Origin of the sequence: Aeribacillus sp. FSL k6-2211 (assembly GCF_037966125.1) — a bacterium.
Taxonomy (GTDB): Bacteria; Bacillota; Bacilli; order Bacillales; family Aeribacillaceae; genus Aeribacillus; species Aeribacillus composti.
The window spans coordinates 2,174,085-2,198,815 of record NZ_CP150190.1 but is presented as its reverse complement, the minus strand read 5'-3'; the positions used below and the strand labels follow the sequence as shown (position 1 = coordinate 2,198,815).

Annotated in this window: 19 protein-coding genes and 1 pseudogene; 14 read left to right on the top strand and 6 right to left on the bottom strand. The window is 38.0% G+C overall.

What is annotated here, in order from left to right; all coding sequences use genetic code 11:
* Position 1 precedes the first annotated feature (1 nt).
* The 6 genes from NSU19_RS10565 to NSU19_RS10540 all read left to right on the top strand — a co-directional run bounded on the left by NSU19_RS10565 (position 2) and on the right by NSU19_RS10540 (position 7,479).
* Positions 2–2,512 carry a DUF87 domain-containing protein gene (locus NSU19_RS10565; protein ID WP_339196406.1) on the top strand — a complete coding sequence of 837 codons (2,511 nt, stop codon included), beginning with the start codon at positions 2–4 and terminating at the stop codon, positions 2,510–2,512.
* Positions 2,513–2,617: 105 nt separating this feature from the next.
* A complete protein-coding gene (locus NSU19_RS10560; RefSeq protein ID WP_339192838.1) occupies positions 2,618–3,820 on the top strand; it encodes a transposase in 1,203 nt (400 codons plus the stop codon).
* 155 nt (positions 3,821–3,975) lie between these two features.
* A complete protein-coding gene (locus tag NSU19_RS10555; protein ID WP_339196404.1) occupies positions 3,976–4,581 on the top strand; it encodes a hypothetical protein in 606 nt (201 codons plus the stop codon).
* 4 nt (positions 4,582–4,585) lie between these two features.
* Positions 4,586–5,194: an HNH endonuclease gene (locus NSU19_RS10550; RefSeq protein ID WP_339196402.1), complete on the top strand. Its 609-nt coding sequence runs from the start codon at positions 4,586–4,588 to the stop codon at positions 5,192–5,194.
* A 25-nt stretch (positions 5,195–5,219) separates the two neighbouring features.
* The gene (locus tag NSU19_RS10545; RefSeq protein WP_339196400.1) at positions 5,220–5,663 is read left to right on the top strand and encodes an SMI1/KNR4 family protein; all 444 of its coding nucleotides are present in this window, start codon (positions 5,220–5,222) and stop codon (positions 5,661–5,663) included.
* A 148-nt stretch (positions 5,664–5,811) separates the two neighbouring features.
* A complete protein-coding gene (locus NSU19_RS10540; RefSeq protein WP_044899596.1) occupies positions 5,812–7,479 on the top strand; it encodes an IS1634 family transposase in 1,668 nt (555 codons plus the stop codon).
* A gap of 405 nt (positions 7,480–7,884) precedes the next feature.
* Here NSU19_RS10540 and NSU19_RS10535 read toward each other — a convergent pair whose 3' ends face one another.
* From NSU19_RS10535 to NSU19_RS10525, 3 genes are all read right to left on the bottom strand, one after another.
* A complete protein-coding gene (locus tag NSU19_RS10535; RefSeq protein WP_339200010.1) occupies positions 7,885–9,393 on the bottom strand; it encodes an IS66 family transposase in 1,509 nt (502 codons plus the stop codon).
* A gap of 133 nt (positions 9,394–9,526) precedes the next feature.
* Positions 9,527–9,883, bottom strand: coding sequence for an IS66 family insertion sequence element accessory protein TnpB (gene tnpB, locus NSU19_RS10530; RefSeq protein ID WP_048622526.1), 357 nt, complete (start codon positions 9,881–9,883; stop codon positions 9,527–9,529).
* Positions 9,877–10,203: a transposase gene (locus NSU19_RS10525; RefSeq protein WP_327848417.1), complete on the bottom strand. Its 327-nt coding sequence runs from the start codon at positions 10,201–10,203 to the stop codon at positions 9,877–9,879. The genes tnpB and NSU19_RS10525 overlap by 7 nt, the downstream gene beginning before the upstream one ends.
* A gap of 70 nt (positions 10,204–10,273) precedes the next feature.
* Between NSU19_RS10525 and NSU19_RS10520 the strand changes: the two genes are divergently transcribed.
* From NSU19_RS10520 to NSU19_RS10510, 3 genes are all read left to right on the top strand, one after another.
* Entirely contained in the window at positions 10,274–10,495 is a 222-nt protein-coding gene (locus tag NSU19_RS10520; protein WP_339196394.1) for a hypothetical protein, read from the top strand.
* 88 nt (positions 10,496–10,583) lie between these two features.
* The gene (locus NSU19_RS10515; protein ID WP_339196392.1) at positions 10,584–10,979 is read left to right on the top strand and encodes a hypothetical protein; all 396 of its coding nucleotides are present in this window, start codon (positions 10,584–10,586) and stop codon (positions 10,977–10,979) included.
* A 414-nt stretch (positions 10,980–11,393) separates the two neighbouring features.
* The gene (locus NSU19_RS10510) at positions 11,394–11,681 is read left to right on the top strand and encodes a hypothetical protein (RefSeq protein WP_327856884.1); all 288 of its coding nucleotides are present in this window, start codon (positions 11,394–11,396) and stop codon (positions 11,679–11,681) included.
* Here NSU19_RS10510 and NSU19_RS10505 read toward each other — a convergent pair.
* The 3 genes and pseudogenes from NSU19_RS10505 to NSU19_RS10495 all read right to left on the bottom strand — a co-directional run bounded on the left by NSU19_RS10505 (position 11,661) and on the right by NSU19_RS10495 (position 14,013).
* The gene (locus NSU19_RS10505) at positions 11,661–11,984 is read right to left on the bottom strand and encodes a hypothetical protein (RefSeq protein WP_339196390.1); all 324 of its coding nucleotides are present in this window, start codon (positions 11,982–11,984) and stop codon (positions 11,661–11,663) included. The genes NSU19_RS10510 and NSU19_RS10505 overlap by 21 nt on opposite strands.
* Entirely contained in the window at positions 11,981–12,418 is a 438-nt protein-coding gene (locus tag NSU19_RS10500) for a transposase (protein ID WP_327856886.1), read from the bottom strand. Before NSU19_RS10500 ends, NSU19_RS10505 begins: the two co-directional genes overlap by 4 nt.
* Positions 12,419–12,819: 401 nt before the next feature.
* Positions 12,820–14,013, bottom strand: a pseudogene (locus NSU19_RS10495) (IS110 family transposase).
* Between the two features lie 805 nt (positions 14,014–14,818).
* On the opposite strand from NSU19_RS10495, the gene NSU19_RS10490 reads away from it, so the two are divergent.
* From NSU19_RS10490 to pglZ, 5 genes are all read left to right on the top strand, one after another.
* On the top strand, positions 14,819–15,226 hold the full coding sequence (locus tag NSU19_RS10490; protein ID WP_339196388.1) for a hypothetical protein: 408 nt from the start codon (positions 14,819–14,821) through the stop codon (positions 15,224–15,226).
* A gap of 480 nt (positions 15,227–15,706) precedes the next feature.
* Entirely contained in the window at positions 15,707–16,147 is a 441-nt protein-coding gene (gene brxF, locus NSU19_RS10485; RefSeq protein WP_339196386.1) for a BREX-3 system P-loop-containing protein BrxF, read from the top strand.
* Positions 16,148–16,163: 16 nt separating this feature from the next.
* Complete coding sequence (locus tag NSU19_RS10480) at positions 16,164–19,862, top strand: DUF6079 family protein (RefSeq protein WP_339196384.1); 3,699 nt, start codon at positions 16,164–16,166, stop codon at positions 19,860–19,862.
* A 15-nt stretch (positions 19,863–19,877) separates the two neighbouring features.
* Positions 19,878–22,664 (top strand): DNA methyltransferase, encoded by a 2,787-nt coding sequence (locus tag NSU19_RS10475; RefSeq protein WP_339196382.1) that lies wholly within the window; start codon positions 19,878–19,880, stop codon positions 22,662–22,664.
* A gap of 111 nt (positions 22,665–22,775) precedes the next feature.
* The gene (pglZ, locus tag NSU19_RS10470) at positions 22,776–24,728 is read left to right on the top strand and encodes a BREX-3 system phosphatase PglZ (RefSeq protein WP_339196380.1); all 1,953 of its coding nucleotides are present in this window, start codon (positions 22,776–22,778) and stop codon (positions 24,726–24,728) included.
* The last annotated feature ends 3 nt before the right edge of the window (positions 24,729–24,731 follow it).

Genomic DNA, 24,731 nt, shown 5'->3' with positions numbered 1-24,731 from the left:
AATGCTGTTATTTATGGAAAATGAGATAACGCGTGATAAATATAATCAGCTCCTTCAGTTTGAGCCAACACAGCTGACTATGCCTTTTAGAAAAGGAAAGAATGGTAAAAGAATTGCTATACGCGAAATTCTTCTTTCAGAACAAAATTTAGAAAAAGTTAGTCAAGCTTTGGTTGAGTCGATAAATGAGCTAATTCTTTTTTTACAAGGGATGAATCAGCCATTCCAATTTTTTATAAATTCGGATGGACAAGGGAAGGCAACTTTGTCTTTTGCTTTCCCTTATTACAGTGAAAGGGAGTCAAGTGATATACTCCAAAGTGCATTTACAGGTGTTATTACCGAGCAACAAGAAAAGGGAGTTGATAACTATCGTTACTATGGGTATGCGTTAGGAATTCCAGCACAAATTAATGAAGATTCGAAATCATGGATTAGAGCTGTGCTACGTTCGAAGTTAGAAGAAAAGTTTGAAATCATGATTTTGTGCAAGCCATTACAGACAGCTGAGATTATTGAACTTACTGAAAATATTAGTTATGAATATAACCAATTCGCCCCATTGAGAAAAGTAACGCGTACAACTGGAGAACAAGAATCCGTGCAAATATCTGATTCGAAAAGTCATAATTCAAATAAAGGTATGGTTATCGTTTCAGAAAGCGAGAATATAAGTAGTACCACTTCTAAAGGAACATCTAATTCAAAAGATGAATCAAGCGAGTTTGAAAACAGCTACATAACTAAGTATGTTGATATCTTATCTTTTCACTTAAAACGCTTGGAGCAAGGGGCAACTAGAGGGGTGTGGCAAACTGCAATTTATATTGCTACAGATTCTAGAGAAATATTCTCTTATGTTAATGGGGCCCTTTTGACAACCATGCTACCAGAATCCTATACACCTAGTTTTAAAGTGATTGAAGATTTGACAGTTAAGGAATTTTATGATTCGGGAACTCTGCCAGACCGTGAGCGAGAGAGCAATTTATTGAATGGATTTTTCAGTAGAGCAACTACAATTTTAACTTCTGATGAACTAACTCATCTTTTGCTTCTTCCTGATGAAGAGTTCATAGGATATAGTGTTAGAAAAGTTGCAGATTTTAATGTAAATGTTGATCAAGAGAAAGGGATACATATCGGTTATTTGTATAGTCGTGAACGTAAATTACAGCAATGTTTTAAAATATCGGAAGAAGATTTAACAATGCATGGGTTAGTAACAGGAATCACTGGAAGTGGCAAAACGAACACAATATTATCATTGCTTGAAAATCTGAGTGCCCCTTTTCTTGTCATTGAACCAACTAAGCGTGAGTATCGCCACTTACTAAGTCGTAACAAAAATGTTCGTGTATATACTGTTGGAAATGAAAACATCTCTCCGATTCGCCTTAATCCATTTTATTTTCCAAAAGGTGTTTCTCTTCTGTCTCATATTGATTCTTTAAAGGCAGTGTTTATGTCAGCATTTTCGATGTATGCTTCAATGCCGAACATACTAGAACAATGTTTATATTCCATTTACAAAAAAAATGGTTGGAGTTTGCATCATTCCACGAATGTGTATGCTAGTTGTCATGAGGAAGCGACACCTTATTTTCCAACTTTACAAGATTTGTATGAAGAAATTGACGACTATGTTACTAAATCAGGATATGCAGAAGAACAAAAATCTAATATACGCGCCGCTTTACTAACTCGATTAAAAAGTTTGATGGTTGGTAGCAAAGGTTTAATGTTAAATACTAAAGAATGCCTCGATTTCGATGAATTACTTAGTTATCCTACAATTTTAGAACTTGAGGAAGTAGCGGATGATGACGATAAAGCTTTAATTATGGGGCTCTTTTTTATACGTTTGTCACAAGCATTAAAAATTAAGAATGCTGGACAGATTGATCATCCGCTGAAACATGTAACAGTTGTAGAAGAAGCTCACCGTCTATTTAGAAATGAACAAATGACAAATCAAAATCCTGAAACTGTTAATATTCGTGGAAAAGCAGTAGAACATTTTTGTAATTTATTAAGTGAAATTCGTTCCATGGGCGAAGGGATGATTATTGTAGACCAAATTCCTACTAAATTAGCGCCCGATACGATTAAGAATACAAATTTAAAGATTGTTCATCGACTCGTGTCATATGATGATATTGCAAGTATGTGTCAAGCGTTAGGTTTAGACGAAACAAAGGAAGGGTTTACTATTTCAAGATTAAAGAAAGGAGAAGCTATTATCTTTAAAGCTGGAATGGAGAGAGCTTCTCATGTTTTAATTTATCATAGTAAATCAAAGTTAACGTTTGTTTCAGATAATCAATTGGAAACAATTGTAGAAAAATTTAATCCATTTATTTATGAAAAGGAATTTATCCATCCAATTGCTGAAATTATTATGGAACAAGACAATTTTACTAAGAATAGAATTCTCGAACTTATACAAAAGCTTTATCGAAATTTAATGTTCGAAGATATTTTTAATATGAGCATTTTGCATATTTTTTGACCCAAGAGCCATAAGGATTTCAAAGACATAAAAAAGGACTTCACCCCTAAAATGTAGAATTTTTGAAGTGACGAAACCACAAAAATTCAAAAGGAGGAAGTCACTTTGTATATTCTACAAGAAAGCCTATTTTCCTTTGAAGAACTGCAAAAATTAGAGTCAAAAGAGAAATTACCTATCTTTTTTAGCTCGCTTGATTTACGCCCTTATGCTAAACAGTTGAGAAGTTCTTCACCCCGAGGGGCTGACGGTCATTCCAGAGAAGGGATTCTAAGGGCTCTCATCGCTGCCCCACTCGAAGGCATCGACACCTTTACCGCCCTTCATCATCGATTGGATAAAGACCTTCGTTTCCGTTATCAATGCGGTTTATCGATTGATCGCCCCGCACCGTCTATCTCCACTCTCAGCCGGGTTTTTGCGGCACTTACCAAAAAAAAGCTGGCTGAAAAGATCTTCCTTGACTTGGTACAGTTAGCTCAGGAGGAAGGAATAATTGACGGCAGCCACCAGGCCATCGACAGTGCCGCCATTGATGCCTATGAAAAGAAACAGCCCAAAAAGCGTAGTGAACAAACGGGTAATGCCAATTGGGGCGCAAAATATGATTCCTTCGGCAATAAAATTACCTGGTTTGGCTATAAGATGCATCTTTCAGTCGATACCGCAAGCGAACTGCCAATAGCCATAAAAGTAACCCCTGCCCATGTGAACGATGGAGAAGTCGCACCAGAATTAATAGAGCAAGTGGCAGAGCGTACCAAATCCAAAATTGAATTTCTGATCATGGATGGCGGATATGACCAACTAAAAAACTATGAATCAGCCAAAAACATTGGAGCGCAAGCCATTATCCCGCTCAATTTGCGCAACGAAAAAGAGCCTCCTGAAGGGATTTCTTCCAATGGAACTCCGCGTTGTTCCATGGGTTATGAAATGACTTATTGGGGAGCTGATAAGGACCAGCTCAAGTTCAGATGTCCTCACGCAACCGGCAAAGTGGATTGCCCATTAGGAATGGCAGCCTGTTCATCTTCCAACTATGGAATGGTGGTAAAAGTCGACATCAAAAAGGATGTGCGCCGATATTCCAATCCGCACCGTGATACAAAACGTTGGAAAGAGCTTTACAACGAGAGGACAAGTGTAGAACGCTGTAATTCAAGAATGAAAAGCTACCTTACGGCGAACTCCCTACATGTATGGGGAATTGAAAAAGTAAAGACCCATATTTACCTGAACGCTATTGTATTACTTGTTTCAGCGCTAGCGATGGCAAAGGAAAATAAAGGGAAGAAAGCCGCTTAAAAAAATTCAATGTGAAAAATTCTGTAGGTATGCCCGAAAACAAGATTATTGTAATATTTTGTAAAATAACATGCTGGTAGCTATTTGCCGAGTGCTTTATTTTTTATACTTTTATCCAAAAAATCTAATTTTGCAAAATGCTCAATATAAAAGAAGTGTTTAATTTAGTTGAAAAAAACATTTTACAAATTGTTTATAAAAGTGGTTATGAAATTAATAAAAATAATGAAGAGCAATTTTTAACTTCTATATTAGTTCAAGGTATAAATCAATTTTTAAATAATTATACTTACTTCTCAAAAATAAAAAAAATCTCCAATAAAATTAGAGAATATCTTCTCACAATGACTCAGTATCGTCATTATGAGTGGTCTATCAATGAGTTAAAATTAATTAACTATCGAAGAAGTACAAATCTTTATACATTACTTGCGGAAGCAAATGAACGTTTATTATCTGATGAACCGTATATGAGCTTGTTGAATGAATCAAGTGGATTGGATGGAGAAGCAATTTTATTAGCGCAAAAATTGATAGAAGATAGTATTTACAACTTAAATTTTGCAGAAAATGATAAAAAACAAAATGTATATATTTTTTATGAAGTAGTAAAAGAAAAATTAAAAAAAGAATTTCTAAAAACGTATAATTCTCCTAATTTTAAAATGTTATTAAAACGTGTTTTACTGATACTAACAGCAAAAGCAAACAAACCTCATTTGCAACAAATGTTCTCCAATTTAGTAGATAAGGGGGAATAGAAAAATGGAATTATTAACTTTAGCAGGTGCGACCTTAGAGAAAATGATAGAAACATCTTCTATTGAAGGCTTAAAGGAAGCATCTATTGAGTCTGCCTTAGAGACAATTGAAAATGCATCAGCCACGCCTGAAGCGTTAAACGCTTTTGAAAATATGGATATAGCAGTAGATGAAGGGATAAGGCAAGAAATAATTAGAATAGAAACGCTTAATGATCATTTAGAAGGTACTGTTCACCCGGAAACAGGTGTACCATTTGAAGTGAAAGTAATTGAACTACCAGATGGCACAATAATCGAAGGAGTTTTTCCTCAGTTTGACTCTGTTTTTGATGTGCAACTACCTGAAAATATGTATTTAGATACTGATTATCAGCAATTTTCCTATGCAAATGAACAACTTAAAGAAGCGATTCAACAAAACCCGGAATTAGCTAAGCAGTTTAACGATCTTCAACTTGAACAAATTAAAGCAGGGGAAACACCAGATGGATTTACGTGGCATCATAGTGAGGAAGTCGGAAAATTACAATTAGTTGATGAAAGGATTCATGCGCTAACAGGTCATACCGGGGGACGGACTATATGGGGAGGAGGTTCATTATATCGTTAATAAACACTTAGGAGGGACAATTAAGATGTTTACGCAAATTGAATGGAGATTTACTAAATCACCAATTGATAGTGAAACAATTTCTAATATTGAGAAGCATTTTGATATAGAATTTCCAGAAGAATACAAGCAAATTGTATTAAATTATAATGGTGCTAGGCCGAAACCTAATGTATACGATACTGAAAAAACGAAGGAACGTACAGTTAAATCGTTATTATCTTTAAATCAAAAAGAAGAGGGAAATATTTTCGATGTAATGAATTGGATATCAGGAAAAATACCTTCTAAATTTATCCCGTTTGCAAATGATAACAGTGGTAATTACTTATGTTTTGATTACAGTGAAAATCAAAAAAACCCGCCAATTTACCTATGGCTTCATGAAGAAAATAGGGTTGAAAAAGTAAGCGACAGTTTTGCAAGCTTTTTATCGAAGCTTTATTTACCCCGAGTTCGACAGTTTTGAGGTCATTTTAGGCAAATGGAAATGACCAAAATGCTGTTATATCAAGGGTTTCGTAATGCGGATCCTAGGAAAAAACGCCGAATTTCATAGGCACACGATTTATTAATTTTTCCTTTTAAAAATAAATTTTATACGTTATAATATAGGCATGTACATACGACGAGTCACACGCAAAAACAAGGATGGAACAACCGTTGCTTATCTCCAGCTTGCTCACAATGAATGGGATCCAAAGGCCAAATATGCGAAAGCGAAGGTGATTTATTCATTCGGGCGCGAAGATGAAGTGGATCGCGCCGTCTTGGAACGTCTGGCCAAAAGCATTTCGCGATTCCTTTCTCCTGAGCAGGCTTGGGAAGTCGAAACGTTGACAGGAGAAGCTTCCGATGACTTTCAATTCCAGTCATGCAAACACCTCGGCGGCGTCTGGCTCTTGGATCAGCTCTGGAGACAACTGGGGTTGGGAGAGATTCTCCACTCCTTGTTTACCTCCCGACATCACCAGATTTCGCTGGAACGGCTGATTTTTGCCATGGTGGCGAATCGCGCCCTTCATCCGTCAAGCAAGTTGGCGATGGAGGAGTGGGTGGAGAAAGACGTGTATATCCCTCACCTTTCTCAAGCCGCCAGCCACCAGTTGTACCGGGCGATGGATGAACTGTTGGCCGTGCAGCCGGAATTGGAACGTCAAGTGTTCCATGCTGTGGCCGATTTATTGAATTTGGAAGTCGACTTGATTTACTTCGATACGACTTCGTCGTACTTCGAAGTGGATCCCTCTGAAACACCGGAAGGAGAATCGCTTCGAAAACAAGGATTCTCGAAAGACAAACGCCCAGACTTGGTTCAAATCGTCATTGGGCTGGCTGTCACCCGGGAAGGAATCCCGATTCGCGCTTGGGTATGGCCTGGCAATACGATGGACATGACGGTCATCAAACAGGTGAAACAAGACTTGATTGGCTGGAAGCTTGGACGTGTGATCAGCGTCATGGACCGCGGCTTTTCCTCTGAAGAGAATTTGCGAATCTTGCAACAGGCCGGCGGACACTACATTGTCGGCGAAAAAATGCGATCCGGCAAAGCCGCCGTCGAAGAGGCCTTAAGTCGTCGCGGACGTTATCATGAAGTGGACGAGAATTTGCACATCAAAGAAATCATCGTCGGCGACGGAGAAGCGCGTCAGCGCTATGTTCTCGTGTACAATCCCAGCGAAGCCGAACGCCAACGCAAGGAGCGAGAAAAGCTGCTTGAATCGCTGAAAGAGGAGTTAGAAGGGCTTCGCCAACTCCCAAACGAAGCCCATCATAAGGCGACCTGCCGGTTGCGTTCCCATTCGTCCTACGGAAAATACTTGCGCCAGTTGAAGGACGGAACCCTTCGCATCGACAAGCAAGCGGTTCGTGACGCGGAAAAGTACGACGGCAAATATCTCATCCGGACATCCGATGACACCTTGTCTGCCGAAGATGTCGCCATCGGGTATAAGCAGCTGGTGGATATTGAGCAGGCCTTCCGAACATTGAAGTCTACATTGGAATTGCGGCCTATGTATCATCGCTTGGAAGACCGCATTCGGGCGCATGTGCTGCTCAGTTGGCTTGCTCTCTTGTTAGTTCGGATCGTGGAGATTCGAACCTATGAATCGTGGCCGAACGTAAGGGACGAATGCGAACGTCTCATGCTTGGACATTTTTCTTCAAAAAACGGTGACCTTTATCAACGAACCGAACTGACGGCCAAACAGGCTCAATTCTTTGCGGCTCTAGGGCTGGAGCCTCCTCCGAAGATTCTAGGCATTCATCCTCGCACCTAGATACACGCCCAACGTATGCCCAAATGCCTCTCGTCCCTTTGGTATCAAGGGATGAGAGGCATTTTGTTTGCCTAGTGACTGTCGAACTCGGGTTTACCATAACTCCCCTTAGTTCCATTGATGTCAATTACCAGCAGCGGATTTGTAAGCGTCAAATAATCCACACCTTTTGATGAACTGCACCCCTTAAAGTAGATGTTGAAAAATCCCTATTTGGTCAACACTTCTTTAAGAGGTGATTTTTTATGGCAAGAAAAGGAAACGTTTCCAAATTTATTCTGTAGAACTTATGCTAGAAGCAATGAAAATGAAGGAAGATGGTTATACTCATGCTCAAATAGCAGAGAAATTAGGTAAGCGTAAAGTAATCCCCACCTGTATTCAGATGGGGATTTCATGTATGCTTTATTTAGATTTTTTAGGAACACGGCATTCCTGCGGAAGCGTCGGTGACCATGGCAGGAATTCAGCTAATTTTGTTTTATCTGTCGTATCTATATTGGGAAGCTCTTGAAACAGATAGCTAAGGTAGTTGAATGGATCCAACTCGTTTTCCTTGGCTGTCTCCACAACACTATAGATGATCGCACTAGACCTTGCTCCTTTTGATGTATTACTGAAGAGCCAGTTTTTGCGACCGATCACAAAAGGTTTAATTGACCGTTCCCCGCGATTATTATCGATCTCCAAACGGCCGTCCTCTAAAAATGCCTCCAACCGCTCCCATTGGTTACGACAATACTTGATCGCTTTGCCAAGTGCGCTTTTTGGCAGTACGCGCGGCATTTGCTCTTTAAGCCATGACAAAAAAGCCTCAAGCACGGGTTTGCTGTGCTCCAGCCGTGCTTGATAGCGCTCCTCTGGACTTGCATCTTTAAGCTTGCGCTCAATTTCAAAAAGTTTATTGCAATAGGCCAGACCTTCCTTTGCTTTGACGGTGGAAGTGCTCGCCGATTCAGGCAGTGCCTGCAGGGCTTCTGTGAATTTGCGGCGGGCATGGGCCCAGCACCCGACCAATTTCACATCGGGGAGGACGTTATAACCCGCATACCCGTCCACATGCAAATATCCCCGGAAGCCGTCCAAAAAACGGCGTGGGTGCTTGCCTGCACGGGTTTGCTGGTAATCGTATAAGACGATTGGTGTATCCCCGCGACCGGTACGATAAAGCCATATGTAGGAAGTCGATGTCGCTGGCCGGTCCGGTTCAGACAGGACCTGCAAGGTTGTCTCATCCGCATGCAGACGATCCTTCTGTAGGAGGTGCTCATGCATCTCATCGTAAATGAGGCTAAGCCAAGTTTGAGCCCCATAAATTGTCCAATTGGCCAGCGTTTGCCGAGGTATGGACACGCCAAAGCGTTCCAGTTGTTTCTCCTGGCGATACAGGGGCATACCTTCTATGTATTTTTGTGTCATGGTATAAGCCATTGACGACGGAGACGCTAGGCTTCCAGGGAAAACAGGTTCCGGCATCTTCGCTGTCACAATAGGTGTGTTCAGTTCATGACGCTCACAGTGACGGCAGCTATATACATGACGCACATGTTCGACTACTTTCACTTGGGCAGGAATGACTTTCAATTCCTTGCGTACTTCTGTGCTCATTTCATGCATGGCACCGCCACAGCACGAACAGACCTGTTCCTCATCAGACAAACGGTATTCGATCGTCTCTGTAGGCAGGTTTTCAAGCATGCGTTTGCGTTGGCCGTGTTGTTTCTTGCGTCTATATGTCATCGTCTCAACGGTGGGCTCTTCCATAGCTGGATCAGCCGTGGACTCGGCTTCGTTGAAAAGGGAGAGCTGGTCCGGATGGGTCTTCTCGCTGGAAGCTCCGAATAGGCGTTGCTGGCTGAGGCGGAATTGTTCCTCATACCATTTTAATTTCGCTTCCAACTCTTCCTTTTCCATTTGGAGCTTTTCGTTGAGCGCTTTGTAATATTCAATTGTGCCTTTTGAAGTCTGCGCTGATTTTTCCATATGTCCAGTATACGGAAAAGAATCCAACTTGCCTAGTATCGAATTCTTTTTTTATTTATTTGTTTTATAGAAGGATGCGTGCCTTCACTTCCTGATGCGCTTGTTTTTGTTCGATTGGCAAGCCGTCCAGCAGCCAGCGCAGCTGGCGTGAACTGATAGACATGGGCGCTGTATCATTCTCCGACGGCCAGTGGAACGTCCCTTTTTCCAGACGGCGATAATGAAGCCAGAAGCCGTTATGTTCCCATTGAAGAATCTTTAACTTGTCCCGTTTCCGGTTACAAAACACGAATAAGCACGGAGAAAAGGGATCGAGTTCAAAGCATTCCTGTACAATAGCGGCCAGTCCGTCAATCGATTTGCGAAGATCCGTACTGCCACGCGCCAGATAGACACGTTCAAACGGGGAATTCATCAACATTGGTGTTGCAGCACCCGAATCACATCGGTTAATAGATCCAGATTGGCACCGGGCCGTACTTCAACGGAGATCGCATCAACGTGTAAAAAGATCGGACCTTGACCTGAAGAGGGCAAGGATTCTTCTACCTGAACAGCCAGCCACTGCGTCTGGACAGGCGTTTCAGTGCAACTGCCACCGCGGGAGAACTGCCTCACCCAATAGTACATTTGGTGAGTTTTGATTCCTTGATCCCGGCACCACTCCGCTATACTCTGTCCACTCTCTTTCCAGGCATCATATCGTGCTTTCCATTCTATTCTTTTTTCTTTTAGGGTCATGGCAAAACCTCCCGAATCATTCTAAGAAGATTATCACACGGATGACCTATGATCGGAATGTGGGTTTTATTTGACGCTTACGAAATTAGGGATTACCAATAAGGATACGGTGAAATGTTGGTACAGACAGTTTAGAAAAGAAGGACAATCAGCTTTCATCGATAAACAAGGACGTCGTGAAGTGTATAAAGATAAAGATCGCTATGTACGAAAATTAGAAATGGAGAATAAAATCTTAAAAAAGTATCTAGAGATTTTGAACAAGGAGCATTCCTGTAATGAAGAAATTTGAGGTTTGAAACAAAAAGAGCCCTCTTAGTATAGTACAGGGTGTCAATGCATTGACCCCGAATTAATAAGTTACCAAGGAGGACTCAATAATGAATTATACTCAAAATCGAAAAATCTCGCAAATCACACCATCTACAAATAATCGGCACATTTCCAACTACAACAATGCTGCTACACTTTATGTGTCCACATTTTTTCCAATATTTGATAAAAACATAAACAATATCAGTCTCTTGAACATCGGGATAAGCTACCAAGCGTTTCTGGACGTTGGTTTTTCTATTGGCCATTATATGATGGCAGTCATTTTAGCGATCATGGACTTGGAAACGGAATCTTTAAGACAGTTCCAAATGATGAAAAAACTTCTGAAAAGTACGGTAGAATTCAAGAGGTTATTTGGAAAGAAATTGATTAATTATCGATCACATCGACAAATATTCGAGATGCGGTGTTTCATGAGCTGGAAAAATTGTAATTTGTAAGGTCGAATGTTTATTTTTAGGGCAATAAACAAGAAATAGGGTGAAAGCTATTCAGAAAACGGTAAAGTCAAGTTTTCATGTAGTCTTTGGGATTTTATGTAGAATCGGTTCCTAGCCATATATTGCTGATACTGAGAGAACGGTAGTTCGGTTAGATAGGGAGGAAAACTATGTGGGTATCAAAATAGAAATTCCCGTTTGAGTTGTAACGTTTCGCTCGGAGGAGTTAGACAAGTGGAGAAACGGTGAAAGAGTGAATTGCAAAGATTCTTATTGTAGAAAACTGCCTGGAACAAAAGGGTTCGGTGAATTTATTGTCGGACGTTATTTGAATCATTAGGATACGAATGGATTCACCATGATTATAATCTGTTCGGTGGCAATCGGCTAGGTAAATATCCTGTTGCTGAAGAAGTGTTTCGAATACATTTTGGAGATAAGCGATATGAACAAGGACGGCAGTTTTATCGCCTTTTTTCTCCTTATGTTCACGTTCAAGAACCCGATTTGATGATTCATCCTGATTTTTGTAAAGTGCGGTTTGCAGAAGTGAAGAGAATGGATACGAACGATCGTTTAAATGAAGCTCAATTAAGAGGAATGGCGTTGCTGAAGTTATTGTATGGGTGTAAGGTAGATATTTTTTACGTTGTTGAAGAAGGAAAAGATGTACCGGAACGTTCAATTGTTTGGGAGTTTTAAAATTAGATGAACGTTTAGTCGAGGTAAAAAATTTTCTCGAAACCGTTTTAAAGGTTTTTTCCATTTCTTCCGTTCTGTTCGTTTTTCCTTCCGAACTTTTGTATCAGATTCCTGTTCGATTTCCTCTGTTAGGATTTCGACTTTTTCTTCTAATTTTTGAGCGATGGCTTCCAAGTTCTGTTCCGTGATTTCTGGATCTTCTTTCGCCTCTTTTTGTGCTGTTCCTGCTTCTAATTGGGTTAATTCTTGAATGTACTGAAGTGTTTCTTGAATTTTTTCTCTTACCTTCGCTTCAAATTTCAAGGTTGATTTTTTCCACACGAAAGAATACTTTTGGCATTGGCTTCAATTTTAGTACCATCCAAAAAGTAGTTTTCCATCGTGATGTAATTTTCTTCAATCAGCTTCAGAATCATCGCTTCAAATAACTCATCCATTAGGACCTTCATCCGTCCGCCTCGGAATTCGTTGATTGTCCGGAAATCTGGTTGTTGCATCGCTGAAAGCCACATGGCAGGAATATTTTCTTTAACGAGTTTTTCGATTCCTCGACAAGAATAAACCTTTTGAGAATAAGCATACAGAATGATTTTCAGCATCATTTTGGGATGATAGGAGCTTCTGCCGCCGCCTTTATAATGAGAAAACAATTGTTCATCTGGTATCGCCTCCACCATTTCGTCCACGACACGAGCCACGTGATGTTCAGGTATGAGCGATTCAATATCATAAATCATTTGAACTTTCTTTTGGCAGGAGTTTTTTCTTCTTTTCCATCTAGAGGAAGTGTCATTTGTGTGTTATAATTTTCAGGAGTAATCATTTGATTGCTCATAAAAAATCGTCCTTTCTGTAATGTTGTGTCGCAACTTCATTTTACTAGAAAGGACGATTTTTTTGTGCATTTTTTTAAAAGTGAAAAAATGAGGGGCTCCAAAAAGTCAGTTACCCTGACTTTTTGGACAGCCCCCTTTCTTACGATTAGTCAAGAGGTTTATCAATAGTTATTTGAGATAATTAATTTTTTTTTGGCGGAAGGGGTACCCCTTCCGCCAAAAAAAATTTTCGCATGCCAAATAGACCTAACGATTTTTGCTTTTTTTCGCTAGGCCCATTATGTTATACTTTTCCTACACAATTACGAAGATACTGAAGCGATTTCGTAATTGTACGTTAAATTGTGTGTAATAAGGTGGAAGAGGCACTTCAATAACTTATTCACACATGCGATGGACGCAACTTTATGACATTTGTTATAGGGTTGCGTTTTTAATTTGTCGTAGTATTCTACAAAATGATTGTGTCCAAAGCGTCGTTGGCGGATTATATTTTGAATCGTAAAATAAAGGATTTTGCGCAGATGACTGTTGCCACGCTTATTGATTTTATCTTTGTAAAACAATGTGCCTGATTGAAAACGCCTTATATCAATTCCTGCATAGGCATTGAGTTGCTTATGATTTTCGAAGCGTGTCATGTCGCCTATTTCTCCAATCAAACGAACGGCTGTATTTTTCCCTATACCAGGAATACTGATTAATATTTGATATTCATTTCGTTCTTCTGAAAGAACAACCATCTGCTGAATCAGTTCCTCACGTTTTCTCAAAATGGCTAAAGAACGTTTGGCATAATCTTTTAGCTGTTCACAGCGAATGTCGTCTTGATCCACTGCTGGATACGAATCCTGTGCTGCACCTATTAACTGTATGGCCTTTTTCTCCGCCGTTTTAGGCGCTCATTTCTTATCTGTGTTGGCAAGTAGTCGGTTGCGTACAACCGTCTTTGAAAGATTTTTAACGTAATCAGGATGTGGGAATAGCTGTAGGATATTTAAAAACAGTTCGGATTTTTGTGTGAACAGCAATTCCATTTCTGGGAAAGTCAGTTGTAGTAAAGTGTGCATTCTACTTCGAAGCATCGCTAGTTCTTCGTCTAATTCATGATAGTATCGGGAAAGCGCACGCATTTGGTCGAAGTAGTTGTCCTGCGGTTTTTTTATGCGCCGTTCGGTTGTGGGCATCACTTTTATCGGTTTTATGAATGCGCATAGTAGCTGTTTGAATCTTTGATTCAAGGGGATTTAACAGACAGTACGGAAAACCGTGATCATTCATAAAGCGCTCTAATGGGAATACACGCCTGTTGCTTCAAATACAATGGCTGGAACTTGTCCATCTTTTTGTACTAAATCGATGATTCGTTTATTTAGCTGTTCAAAATGGGGGCGATTATGCAAAATTTCCCCCTCAAAAATACAAGAACGTGCAGCGTTATAAATCACCATATAACTTTTTCCCATACTGACATCAAAAGCAATGACGCTTTGCATATACATTCCTCCTGATTTTTATGTAGAAGTCTTCACTTCACCTTATCGATTCCCTTTTCTTATACACGATCTCAAGGATCCAACATACTGAAACTGATTCTTATAAGGGCAGTGAAGTAGGCCAGTTTTTCACTACGAACTCAAGGTTCTGGGGCTGTCACGACCTATTCTCCACTTCTACTATAAAAAATAGTAGCACAGACCATGGCCGTGGTCTGTGCTACTAATCTTAGTATGTTTTTTGTTTTTATGATCTGATTTGACGAATTTTTTTTGTAAAAATAATTTAGGATAAAATAAAGGGCTTTTCATGTAGGTAAAAGTGTCGCAATTATTTACATAAACTCCTAACATACACCATCCTATAATCTCGGTAGGCTGAGATTAACAAAAACTAAAAATTATCGAGTCGAGTAGGAGAGGAATCGTAAAAGTATACGTCAAACTGCCAAGCTGGTTCAAAATCGACATCCCAATCGGTTCGTACAACCCAGACTGGGCCCTCTTCATCGACAACGACGGCAAAGAAAGACTATACTTCGTTCTCTACACTGTCATAATGGTCATAAAATTATTAAACATCCAAATAATTATCATCGTCAAATAGATCGCCATTACTCTTGGTATACGGTATGTCCAACATGCGGTGATGAGTTTGAGAAAGAAGAATGACTGATTAATTTCAACCAGTTCCTTATAATGTTCTGTTCTAAATTATTTTAATTAGTGCAATAGAACTTTACGTGGAAGGTTCATAAAGCTTTGAATTTACCAACCTTTCAATTTTGAGTAAGAGGTGCTACCATTGTCACACATGTTTATAGCGGTAATTATACCGAATGATCCACATAATATTGAATCTAATTTAATTGATCAATTACATCTTTTTAAAGATATTATTGATTGGTTTTCGATAGGCGAAAGGTATGACGGATTAATCAAAGGAAAAAGACTGTACTCTGATGATGGTTTTATTTTTGGTAAGCATCATGAATTGTTAGAAAACAATATGGCCACCACAGAAGAAGTACTGTTTAAAAAGATTATTCTAAATTCTGTTATTGTTCAACATAAATGGTATGTTCAACAATTAAATGGAGGATGGAAGGTATTTCCTGATAAGAAATTTGAAAGCTTCAGAAACCTTGAAAGATTTCGACTACGTGTATTTTTGGAATGTACAGGTAAAACTTATAAAAATCAGGTTGCTTAACCATGCCCTTCATCAGCTTTCCGCATTGTAGTTGGTAGAATGAAATCCGTCAAGGAAAGCACTTGACCGCTTCCATCTACCAACTTAGTGGTCTGCAAGCTGACGAAGGAGCTACTCTAGATTGAGTATCAATCTCGCTAACTTATTTCCGGAATTGTGTGAACATCACAGAATATGGTGATGAGACTGTTTTTTTTGATTGATCCAATTTCCCTTGCTATATTGGAAACACTCATTCCCCTTTTTTAAACATCAAAAATTCCTTTCTCGTAATCGCGTACCATAGCTCCTCTCTCATTAATAATATGGTTCTTAAGTGGGGAAATTTTGTTCCGAATAGATTAGGGATCACTGGCTTTAACAATTTTGTTTTCTCTTAATTTATTCTTATTTTAATTAACACGAAATTAAATTATACTAAATATAAAAGTGTATAAATGAGTACAAAATACTAGTTTTATTATTTTAAGGAGTATTTATATGAGTTTATATTCGATTAAATCAGAACTCCAATTCTTAGACTCTAGATGGTACAAAATAATTTATGCTTGTGGGAAAGTCGAAAATGATAGACAAATTGCAAATTCATTAAATATTCCTTACATAAATCTCAATTTGCGATTAAGCGAAAATTTGAAGAACATTCCCAAATCTAATTATCCTTTACAAGTTGGAGAAATACTTAATGAAATTTTTAACGGTTATCATGCTCCTGCGCTGTGGCTAGGCAATATAGAAATCCTATTTGATAAACAACTACAGCAACACCCGGTAAGATTGCTAGAACATTTAAGTAAACGCTTTAAATTAATTGTATCTTGGCCGGGTGAATATGATGGGAAAGCACTAATTTATGCTACTCCCGAACATCCGGAGTATTTTAAATGCAGTGAACTCGAAGGAAAAATAGTAATCGTATAAAAGGGGGAAAATCGTTATGTTACGTTACAGCGATTTAATTCAATTCGAGCCAATTGAATCGGTCGTGCAATTACGCGATGCGGATGATAAAGAACGCGCGTTTCACTTGCTTGATACATATGTTATTTCCGACCGTATGGCCGAGCAGCTAGACGAGATTATCATCGAGCAAATTCAGTTTGATCGGATGGTTGACAATAAAGGATTATTGATTGTCGGTAACTATGGTACAGGTAAATCGCACTTAATGAGTGTCATTTCGACGATTGCGGAACAGCCAGGGGCAAGTGAGCATATTAAAAATGAACGTGTTGCAAAAAAAGCAAAAGAAATTGAAGGAAAGTTTAAAGTGATTCGTACAGAAATAGGCGCTGTTGCGATGTCTTTGCGTGACATCATTTGCAAAGCGCTACAACAAGGCTTAGCAAACCTAGGGATTGATTATACTTTCCCAAGAGCTGATGAAGTAACGAACAATAAAGACATGCTTTATGAAATGATGGAAATATTCCATGAACAATACCCTGATCAAGGACTCATGCTTGTTGTAGACGAATTATTAGACTATTTACGCAGCCGTAAAGAGCAAGAACTAACTTTAGACTTAGGATTTTTACGCGAATTTGGAGAAGTTTGTAGTAAAACTCGTTTACGCTTTATCGCTGGAATCCAAGAAATGTTATTTGACAACCCAAAATTCCAATTTGTTGCTGATTCCTTACGTCGAGTAAAGGAACGTTTCCAAGAAGTAAGAATTGTCCGCGAAGACATTGCATACGTTGTGTCAGAACGTCTATTGAAAAAGGATGAAAAACAAAAAGCGTTAATTCGCGAGCATTTAAGCAAATATACATCATTATACCATCGTCTCGGTGAAGATATGGAGACGTATGTGAATCTTTTCCCGATCCATCCTGCCTACTTGGAAACATTTGAAAATGTAAATATTGCGGAAAAACGTGTTGTACTGCAAACAATTAGTAGAGAAATCCGAAAGCTATTGACCGAAGAGGTTCCGGAAAATGAAACAGGGATTATTTCATTTGACCGTTATTGGCAATATATTGAAGAAGACTCTTCACTAAGAAGTAATCCGAATGTAAAAGAAGTGATGAGCAAAGTGCAGACATTGAAAGACCGTGTGCAAAACGGTTTAAAACGTCCTGCATATAAACCAGCGGCATTACGTATTGTTAATGCTCTTGCCGTTAACCGTTTAGCGACAGATGATATTAATGCTCCAGTCGGTTTAACATCTGAAGAACTAAGAGATAAATTGTTCTTAAATATCGGAATGTTGCTAGACATGGATGATGAAGCAGCGGATTTCTTAAAAACAACGATTGAATCGGTACTAAAGGAAATCATGAAAGTGGTTAGCTTCCAATATATTTCTACGAACCAAGAGAATGGTCAGTATTACTTGGATGTTAAAAAAGATATTGCGGTAGACGATTTAATAGAAAAACGTGGGGAAGAATTAACGGACAATCAATTAGATCGCTACTATTTTGAAATATTAAAACAAGCAACGGAAGTAGCAGATAACACATACGTAACCGGCTATAAAATTTGGCTGCATGAAATTCCTTGGGAAGGTCGTCGAGTAAAACGTCAAGGATATCTATTCTTTGGTGCGCCAAATGAACGTTCAACGGCTCAACCTGAGCGAGACTTTTACATTTATATGTTACAGCCATTTGAACCACCAAAATTTAAAGATGAAGAAAAAGCGGATGAAGTATTCTTTCGTATGACAAAAAAAGATGATGAATTTGTTCGTTTATTGCGTCTATACGGTGGGGCACGTGAAATGAGCAATGATGCCTCTACAACAAAGCATTTATATAATAGTAAGGCAGATATTTACTTAAAACGCCTTACTACTTGGTTAAAAGATAATTTCGTAGAAGCCTTTGAAATTCAATATCGTGGTAAAAAAGGTTCCGTATTAGAATTCGGCATGTTTCTTCCAGGAAACGCCACCTTAATTGATTTGATTAATACAGTGGCGGAAGGGTTATTGAGTCAATGGTTTGAAGAAAAGTATAAAGATTACCCTTCTTTCCGGAAATTAGACAAAGCATATTTAACAAAAGACAATATGGCAACCTACGTTAGCGATGCGCTTTCATATATGAATGGAAGAAAAACGAGCCAAGGGCAAGCAATTTTAAACGGATTCGTATTATTAGATCAAAAAGGGGAATTAAACGTTCGCGGTTCTGGATACGCACGCTGGGTTATTGAAAAACTAGAAGAAAAAGGACATGGACAAGTACTTAATCAAAACGAACTAATTGAAACGATCTATACTGTTCAAGGTACAGAAGATGTCAGATTGACAAAAGAATTTCGAATGGAACCGGAGTTATTAGTTGTTGTGTTAGGTGCCCTTATTGAACAAGGTGAAATTGTCGTAACAGTAGATAATAAAACATACGAAGCGATGAATTTCGGTGAGTTTATTAAACTTCCTTTAAGCAAGCTAACGAATTTTAGTCATATTAAAAAACCAATCGGGTTGCCAATTCCAGCAATTAACTCATTAATTGATATGTTTGATATCGGTAAAGGAAATGTGACTGATGAAAGTTGGCTAGAATTCGCCATTAAGCAAATCATTAGCCAATCACGCCAAGCGGTTGAAAAAACGGTTAAGATGATAAACGATGTGCGCAATAAATTCCACATTTGGGATGGTCCGTTATTCTCAAGTGACGAACGTGCGGAATACATTACGAAACTTGAAAGCTTAAAAACGTTCTTAGAAGGCCTTCAAGTTTATAATACACGAGCAAAAATGACAAACTTAAAATATAGCGTGTCCGATATTGAACAACAAAACGAAAACTTAAAGATTGTTACTAAGCTTGAACAATTACAACAACAAATTCACGAATACACCAAAGTAGCCGATTACTTATCGAAAGCGAAATTAATTATGTCTACAAATCGAGAGTGGCTCGAAAGCGTTGACGTAGCGTTAGACAACTTAGCGATTGCATTAAAAGAAAATAGAGATTGTTCAAGTGAGATTCGTGAATTAGAGAAATTAAAAGAAGAATATATTCAACATTATTTACAGTTACATCATCAAGCGCGTTTAAATGCGACCGAAGAAAACAAGAAAAAAGCATTATTGCATGACAAACGTTACCTTGCATTAAAAGAGTTGGTATCAAGAATTGATTTATTACCTCGTCAAGCACTAGATGAGTGGATTAAAAACATTCAATCATTAAAATCTTGTTATCAATTGACACGTGAGCAATTGCAACATGATCCAATTTGCCCACATTGTAAGTTCAATCCGCGTGACGAAGTTATGGTACAACGAATTTCATTAGAGCAATTAGAAGAACGGCTTGATGATTTGTTAAATACGTGGACAGAAACGTTATTAACCAACTTTAACGATCCAATCGTTCAAGAAGGGATCTCACTATTGAGTGATGATGAACAACAAATCGTAAAAGACTTTATTGAAAAGAAACAGTTTGATTTACCGATTGATATTCGCCTTCTTGAAATTATTAATGACTTACTAAAGGGAATTCATAAAGAAGAAATTCATATTGACCAACTTGTGAAAATGATGGGCGATGGTAACCCATTAACAGTCGACGAAGTGAGAAGAAGCTTTGAAATGTTGATGAGGGCAATTGTGGGCAACCACCAACCACATCGTGTGCGCATCATGGTAAAGAAGTAAAGGGAGGAAACAACATTGGACGAAAAACAATTGTCTTTACTAGATGATGACCAAGTAGACAACGGGACCGTTGTCTGCTTAGGCATGACATTTAAAAATGATGAGGAACGAAGAGAATATTTCCGAAACGAATTACGTAAAAAACTACCCGAACTAAAGAAAATCGAAGGCTTTCCAATCGGTGATGATGAAGATATCATTGCGTTGTCTGACCCACCATACTATACAGCATGTCCGAATCCGTGGATTAACGATTTTATTGAAGAATGGGAGCGCGAGAAAAAAGAGAAGTATGGTAGAAATGAGAATGAGGAATATCATCGCGAACCGTTCGCGGCGGATGTGAGTGAGGGGAAGAATGACCCAATTTATAATGCACATAGCTACCACACTAAAGTTCCGTATAAAGCAATTATGAGATATATACTTCATTACACACAGCCGGGTGATATTGTTTTAGATGGTTTTTCTGGGACAGGAATGACTGGCGTTGCTGCAAATCTATGTGGACAAAAAAGCATTGTAGAGTCACTCGGATATAAATTAGTAGGTAACGAAATATTTGATGAAAATGATAATTATATATCAACTATAGGGAGTAGAAAGGCTGTATTGAATGATCTTTCCTCGGCTGCATCTTTTATTGCTTCGAATTATAATAATCCAGTTAACATTGAAAAGTTTAAAATCCAATTTTTAAAAATTGTTGAAGATGTTGAAAAAGAGTATGGATGGATGTATGAGACTGAACATAAAGAGAATGGTACTGTAAAAATCGGTAAGATTAATTATGTTATTTGGAGTGATGTTTTTAGTTGTCCTCACTGTGCTGGGGAAATTGTTTTTTTTGATGTTGCTGTTAATGAAGAAGGTAATAAAGTAAATGATAAATTTTCTTGTCCACATTGTCAGGCGGTACTTACAAAGAATAAATTACTCAGACTAAAAGTGCACTTTTACGATAACATACTAAAACGAACTGTAGAACAATCTAAGCAAGTTCCAGTTGCTATTTTTTATACTTTTAGAAATAAAAGATATACTAAAAGGTTTGATGAGAAAGATAGAATATTGCTAAATAAAATAGAAGAAATTCCTTTATCAAATTGGATTCCAATTAATGAGTTACCTGATGGTAAAAATACAAACCAACCTTTAGTAAGTCATGGTTTTAGTCATGTACATCATTTTTATACTAAAAGGAATTTAGTGATTTTATCTGAATTATATAAGCGTTTTAATGATTTAAATGATTTTAAAAATATAAGTAAGTTGGTATTTCAATCTGTTGTTAGCACATTAGTATCAAAATTAGTGAGATATAATCTGGGGAATAGAGGAAATGGACCTTTAAATGGAACACTTTATGTATCCTCTTTGAATGCAGAAACAAATATTTTTAATGTTTTAAAAGGAAAACTAAATGATTTTACCAAGGCACTAAAAGTAAACGAACATAATGTAATTACAACTCTTCAGTCCACGGATTCCGTCAAAATTAAAGATAATAGTATTGACTATATTTTTACTGATCCACCTTTTGGAGCTAACATCAACTATTCCGAACTTAATTTTATTTGGGAGTCATGGTTAAAAGTACAAACGAATAATTCAAGTGAGGCAATTGTCAATTCTGTTCAAAACAAAGGAATCCAAGAATACAAGTTATTGCTAGAGAAATGCTTCAAAAACTACTACAGAGTGTTAAAGCCGGGACGTTGGATGACGGTAGAATTTAGCAATTCACATGCAAGTATTTGGAATGCGATTCAGGAAGCTATTTTGAAGGCGGGCTTCGTAATTGCAAATGTCTCTGTCCTAGATAAAAAGCAAGGCAGTTTCAAAGCAGTAACAACAACAACAGCTGTTAAACAAGACTTAGTTATTTCCGCTTATAAACCTAAACAAGAAAATATTGAGAAGATGCGACGGGAACAAAATACTGAAGAATCCGCTTGGACGTTTGTTCGTCAGCACCTTGAACAGCTGCCAGTGTTTATTGGTCATAAAGGCGAAGCGCAAATTATTGCGGAGCGGACACCACGTATCTTGTTTGACCGAATGGTTGCATATCATGTTCAAAATGGTTTGCCTGTACCGATTTCTTCTGCAGAGTTCCAAGCTGGAGTTGCGCAACGTTTCCCGATGCGTGATGGCATGGCGTTTTTAGAAAGCCAAGTAGCGGAGTACGATAAGAAACGTACGTTAGTGAAAGAATTTGCGCAAATGAGCTTGTTCGTGACAGACGAAACAAGCGCCATCGAATGGTTGCGTCAGCAGTTATTAAAGAAACCGCAGACGCGGCAAGATATTCATCCAAACTTTATGAAAGAAATTCAGCATATTGCGAAACATGAGAAGTTGCCTGAGTTGGATGACTTATTGCAGCAAAACTTCTTGAAATATGAAGGGGACGGTCCTGTACCAGACCAAATTGCAAGCTATCTCCGCCGAAATTATAAAGATTTACGCGGTTTAGAGAACGATGATCCACAATTACAAGAAAAAGCAATGAATCGTTGGTACGTACCAGATCCAAACAAACAAGCCGATTTAGAGAAACTTCGTGAAAAAGCGTTGTTGCGTGAATTTGAAGGTTACTTAGAAGAATTAGAAAAAAGCAAGAAAAAGCTCAAACAATTCCGTACAGAAGCGATTCGTGCTGGATTTAAGAAAGCATGGAGCGACAAAGATTATGAAAAGATTGTCAAAGTCGGCGAACGTCTACCTGAGAGTGTCATTCAAGAGGACGACAAGCTGTTAATGTATTACGACAACGCACAAATTCGTTTAGGTTTGTAAACCAATTGAAAGCCTGATTTTTTATCAAAAAATCAGGCTTTCAATATTTAACATTGTTATAATGTAATCATAATGGTATATGCGGTGAAAAAATCTTTTTAAGGTGAGACCATGAAAACTTGGCGCGATGAAATTGTCCAAAAGTTTGTCAATCAGCCTTATTCGTTATTGTTAGTCAATGATCCGGATTTTTTATTGAATGATGAAGAAATTCTTCAACGGTTAAGAGAGAATGGATATGAGGTCATTCATTTTAATGATAGCATCTTTATTCGTTACCTGTATGAGTCTCAATTTAGAGAGAAAGTCGAGCAAAATCAATTAAAATTGCTTTTCTTTAGTAATGATGAAAATTACACTTATTTTCCATATGATTTTTTGCAACATGGATACCATATTGAATTAAAGATTAGCGAGTTATTTCCAAAGTTTTCGCCAGGAATTGTTAAACAGCTAGACAAAGAAGATTTCGATGTCTTGTATACTGCACATAAACAGTATCAGGGTTCTTCTTCTGATAAGGAAACGTTGGAATACATCGTTAAACATGTTTATAAAATTGTTCATGAGCTAATTGATAGCGAAGTTGAGTTATATAAATTACTTCTTTCGATTCATTATGCTAAGAAACAATTACCGTCGATTGTACAGCAGTTTTTAATCGAAAAGTTATCAGGCAAAAACGTATTTGAAGGAATACCTATAAAACGTTTGCTTACATCTTCTAGTTATTTTTTTCAATATATAGAGAAGCAATGGACTACATTTGTTCATCAATTACTGGATTTACAAGAGGGAAGTGTATTAGAAGAAACTCCTTTGTATTTAGCTCATCCATTTTCTAGTCCAGATGTTAGAAGGCTGATGAACGATTTATTTGCAAAAGGTTATATTAGAAAAGTAAAAACGAACGTATCATATTCTTTTCCAACTTGGATGAAATACGGTGTAGAAGTGGATGAGGATGGTTCATTGCAGGAAAAAATTCGTCATCTTCATGAAAAAATCATGGAGCAAATCACTTCTGCATCTCGCTATAAAGATTGGATTAACATAATGGAACTGATGGCTGAATACAAGTGTACAGTTTTAGATACAAACAAACAAGAATATGAGAGGGAAGTAAGCGCTCTTTTCCATAAAGTAAACGAAATGTTCGAAAAATGGATGATGGAAGGCTACCGTTCATTAACAAGCTTGCCACCGGTTCCTAAACCGAAAATGGTTCATCATATTGTACAATTTCTTGCATCGAAGCGGGGACAAAATGAAAAAATCGCTTTGCTAGTATTGGACGGGATGAGCTATGTTCAATGGAAAAAAATCAAGTATTATTTAACCAATAAAGGTTTTTCTTTTGAAGAAAATGGTGTGTTTGCTTGGGTTCCAACATTAACATCGGTTTCTCGTCAAGCCATTTTCGCTGGTAATTTTCCATCTGCATTTTCACAAAGTATTGGCACAACCGCAACAGAAGAGAACTATTGGAAAACATTTTGGGAAAATAGCGGACTATTAAAACAATATGTTTCATATCAAAAAGGATTAGGAAAAGAAGCTTATAAAAAGGAAGGAATTGCAGCCTTTAAACGTCCGAACGTTAAAGTATATGGCGCTGTTATTGACATCATCGACCAATTTATCCATGGAGCCGTACAAGGTGAAAAAAGTCTAATGTCGGAATTACAATTATGGTTAAATACAGACTATTTAGCACGATTATTAACTGATTTGCACCGTGAAAAATTCACTATTTACATTACATCTGACCATGGAAATACGGAAAGTGTTGGTATTGGCAGAATTTCTGAAGGTGTATTAGCAGAACAAAAAGGAGAACGGGTCCGAATTTATACAGATACTAATTTGTTTAAAGATGCAGCGAAAAAAATAGGTGGTATTCCTTGGACTGGTGTAGGATTACCGGAAAACTATCATGCTTTATTAGCTCAATATGGACAAGCATTTGTCAATAAAAATGAGCGAATTGTTAGCCACGGTAGTATTAGTATTGAGGAAGTCATCGTTCCTTTTGTGAAAGTGATTCCGTCTTTAGGAGGATAACGA

What these genes read in the sequence shown, in the direction of transcription:
- NSU19_RS10515 (WP_339196392.1), top strand. Translation starts at nt 10,584, where the DNA reads ATGAATTATACTCAAAATCGAAAAATCTCGCAAATCACACCATCTACA.
- NSU19_RS10565 (WP_339196406.1), top strand. Translation starts at nt 2, where the DNA reads ATGCTGTTATTTATGGAAAATGAGATAACGCGTGATAAATATAATCAG.
- pglZ (WP_339196380.1), top strand. Translation starts at nt 22,776, where the DNA reads ATGAAAACTTGGCGCGATGAAATTGTCCAAAAGTTTGTCAATCAGCCT.
- NSU19_RS10480 (WP_339196384.1), top strand. Translation starts at nt 16,164, where the DNA reads ATGTTACGTTACAGCGATTTAATTCAATTCGAGCCAATTGAATCGGTC.
- NSU19_RS10535 (WP_339200010.1), bottom strand. Translation starts at nt 9,393, where the DNA reads ATGGAAAAGGAAGAGTTGGAAGCGAAATTAAAATGGTATGAGGAACAA.
- NSU19_RS10545 (WP_339196400.1), top strand. Translation starts at nt 5,220, where the DNA reads ATGTTTACGCAAATTGAATGGAGATTTACTAAATCACCAATTGATAGT.
- NSU19_RS10550 (WP_339196402.1), top strand. Translation starts at nt 4,586, where the DNA reads ATGGAATTATTAACTTTAGCAGGTGCGACCTTAGAGAAAATGATAGAA.
- NSU19_RS10500 (WP_327856886.1), bottom strand. Translation starts at nt 12,418, where the DNA reads ATGATTTATGATATTGAATCGCTCATACCTGAACATCACGTGGCTCGT.
- NSU19_RS10540 (WP_044899596.1), top strand. Translation starts at nt 5,812, where the DNA reads ATGTACATACGACGAGTCACACGCAAAAACAAGGATGGAACAACCGTT.
- brxF (WP_339196386.1), top strand. Translation starts at nt 15,707, where the DNA reads ATGAGTTTATATTCGATTAAATCAGAACTCCAATTCTTAGACTCTAGA.
- tnpB (WP_048622526.1), bottom strand. Translation starts at nt 9,883, where the DNA reads ATGTTGATGAATTCCCCGTTTGAACGTGTCTATCTGGCGCGTGGCAGT.
- NSU19_RS10525 (WP_327848417.1), bottom strand. Translation starts at nt 10,203, where the DNA reads ATGACCCTAAAAGAAAAAAGAATAGAATGGAAAGCACGATATGATGCC.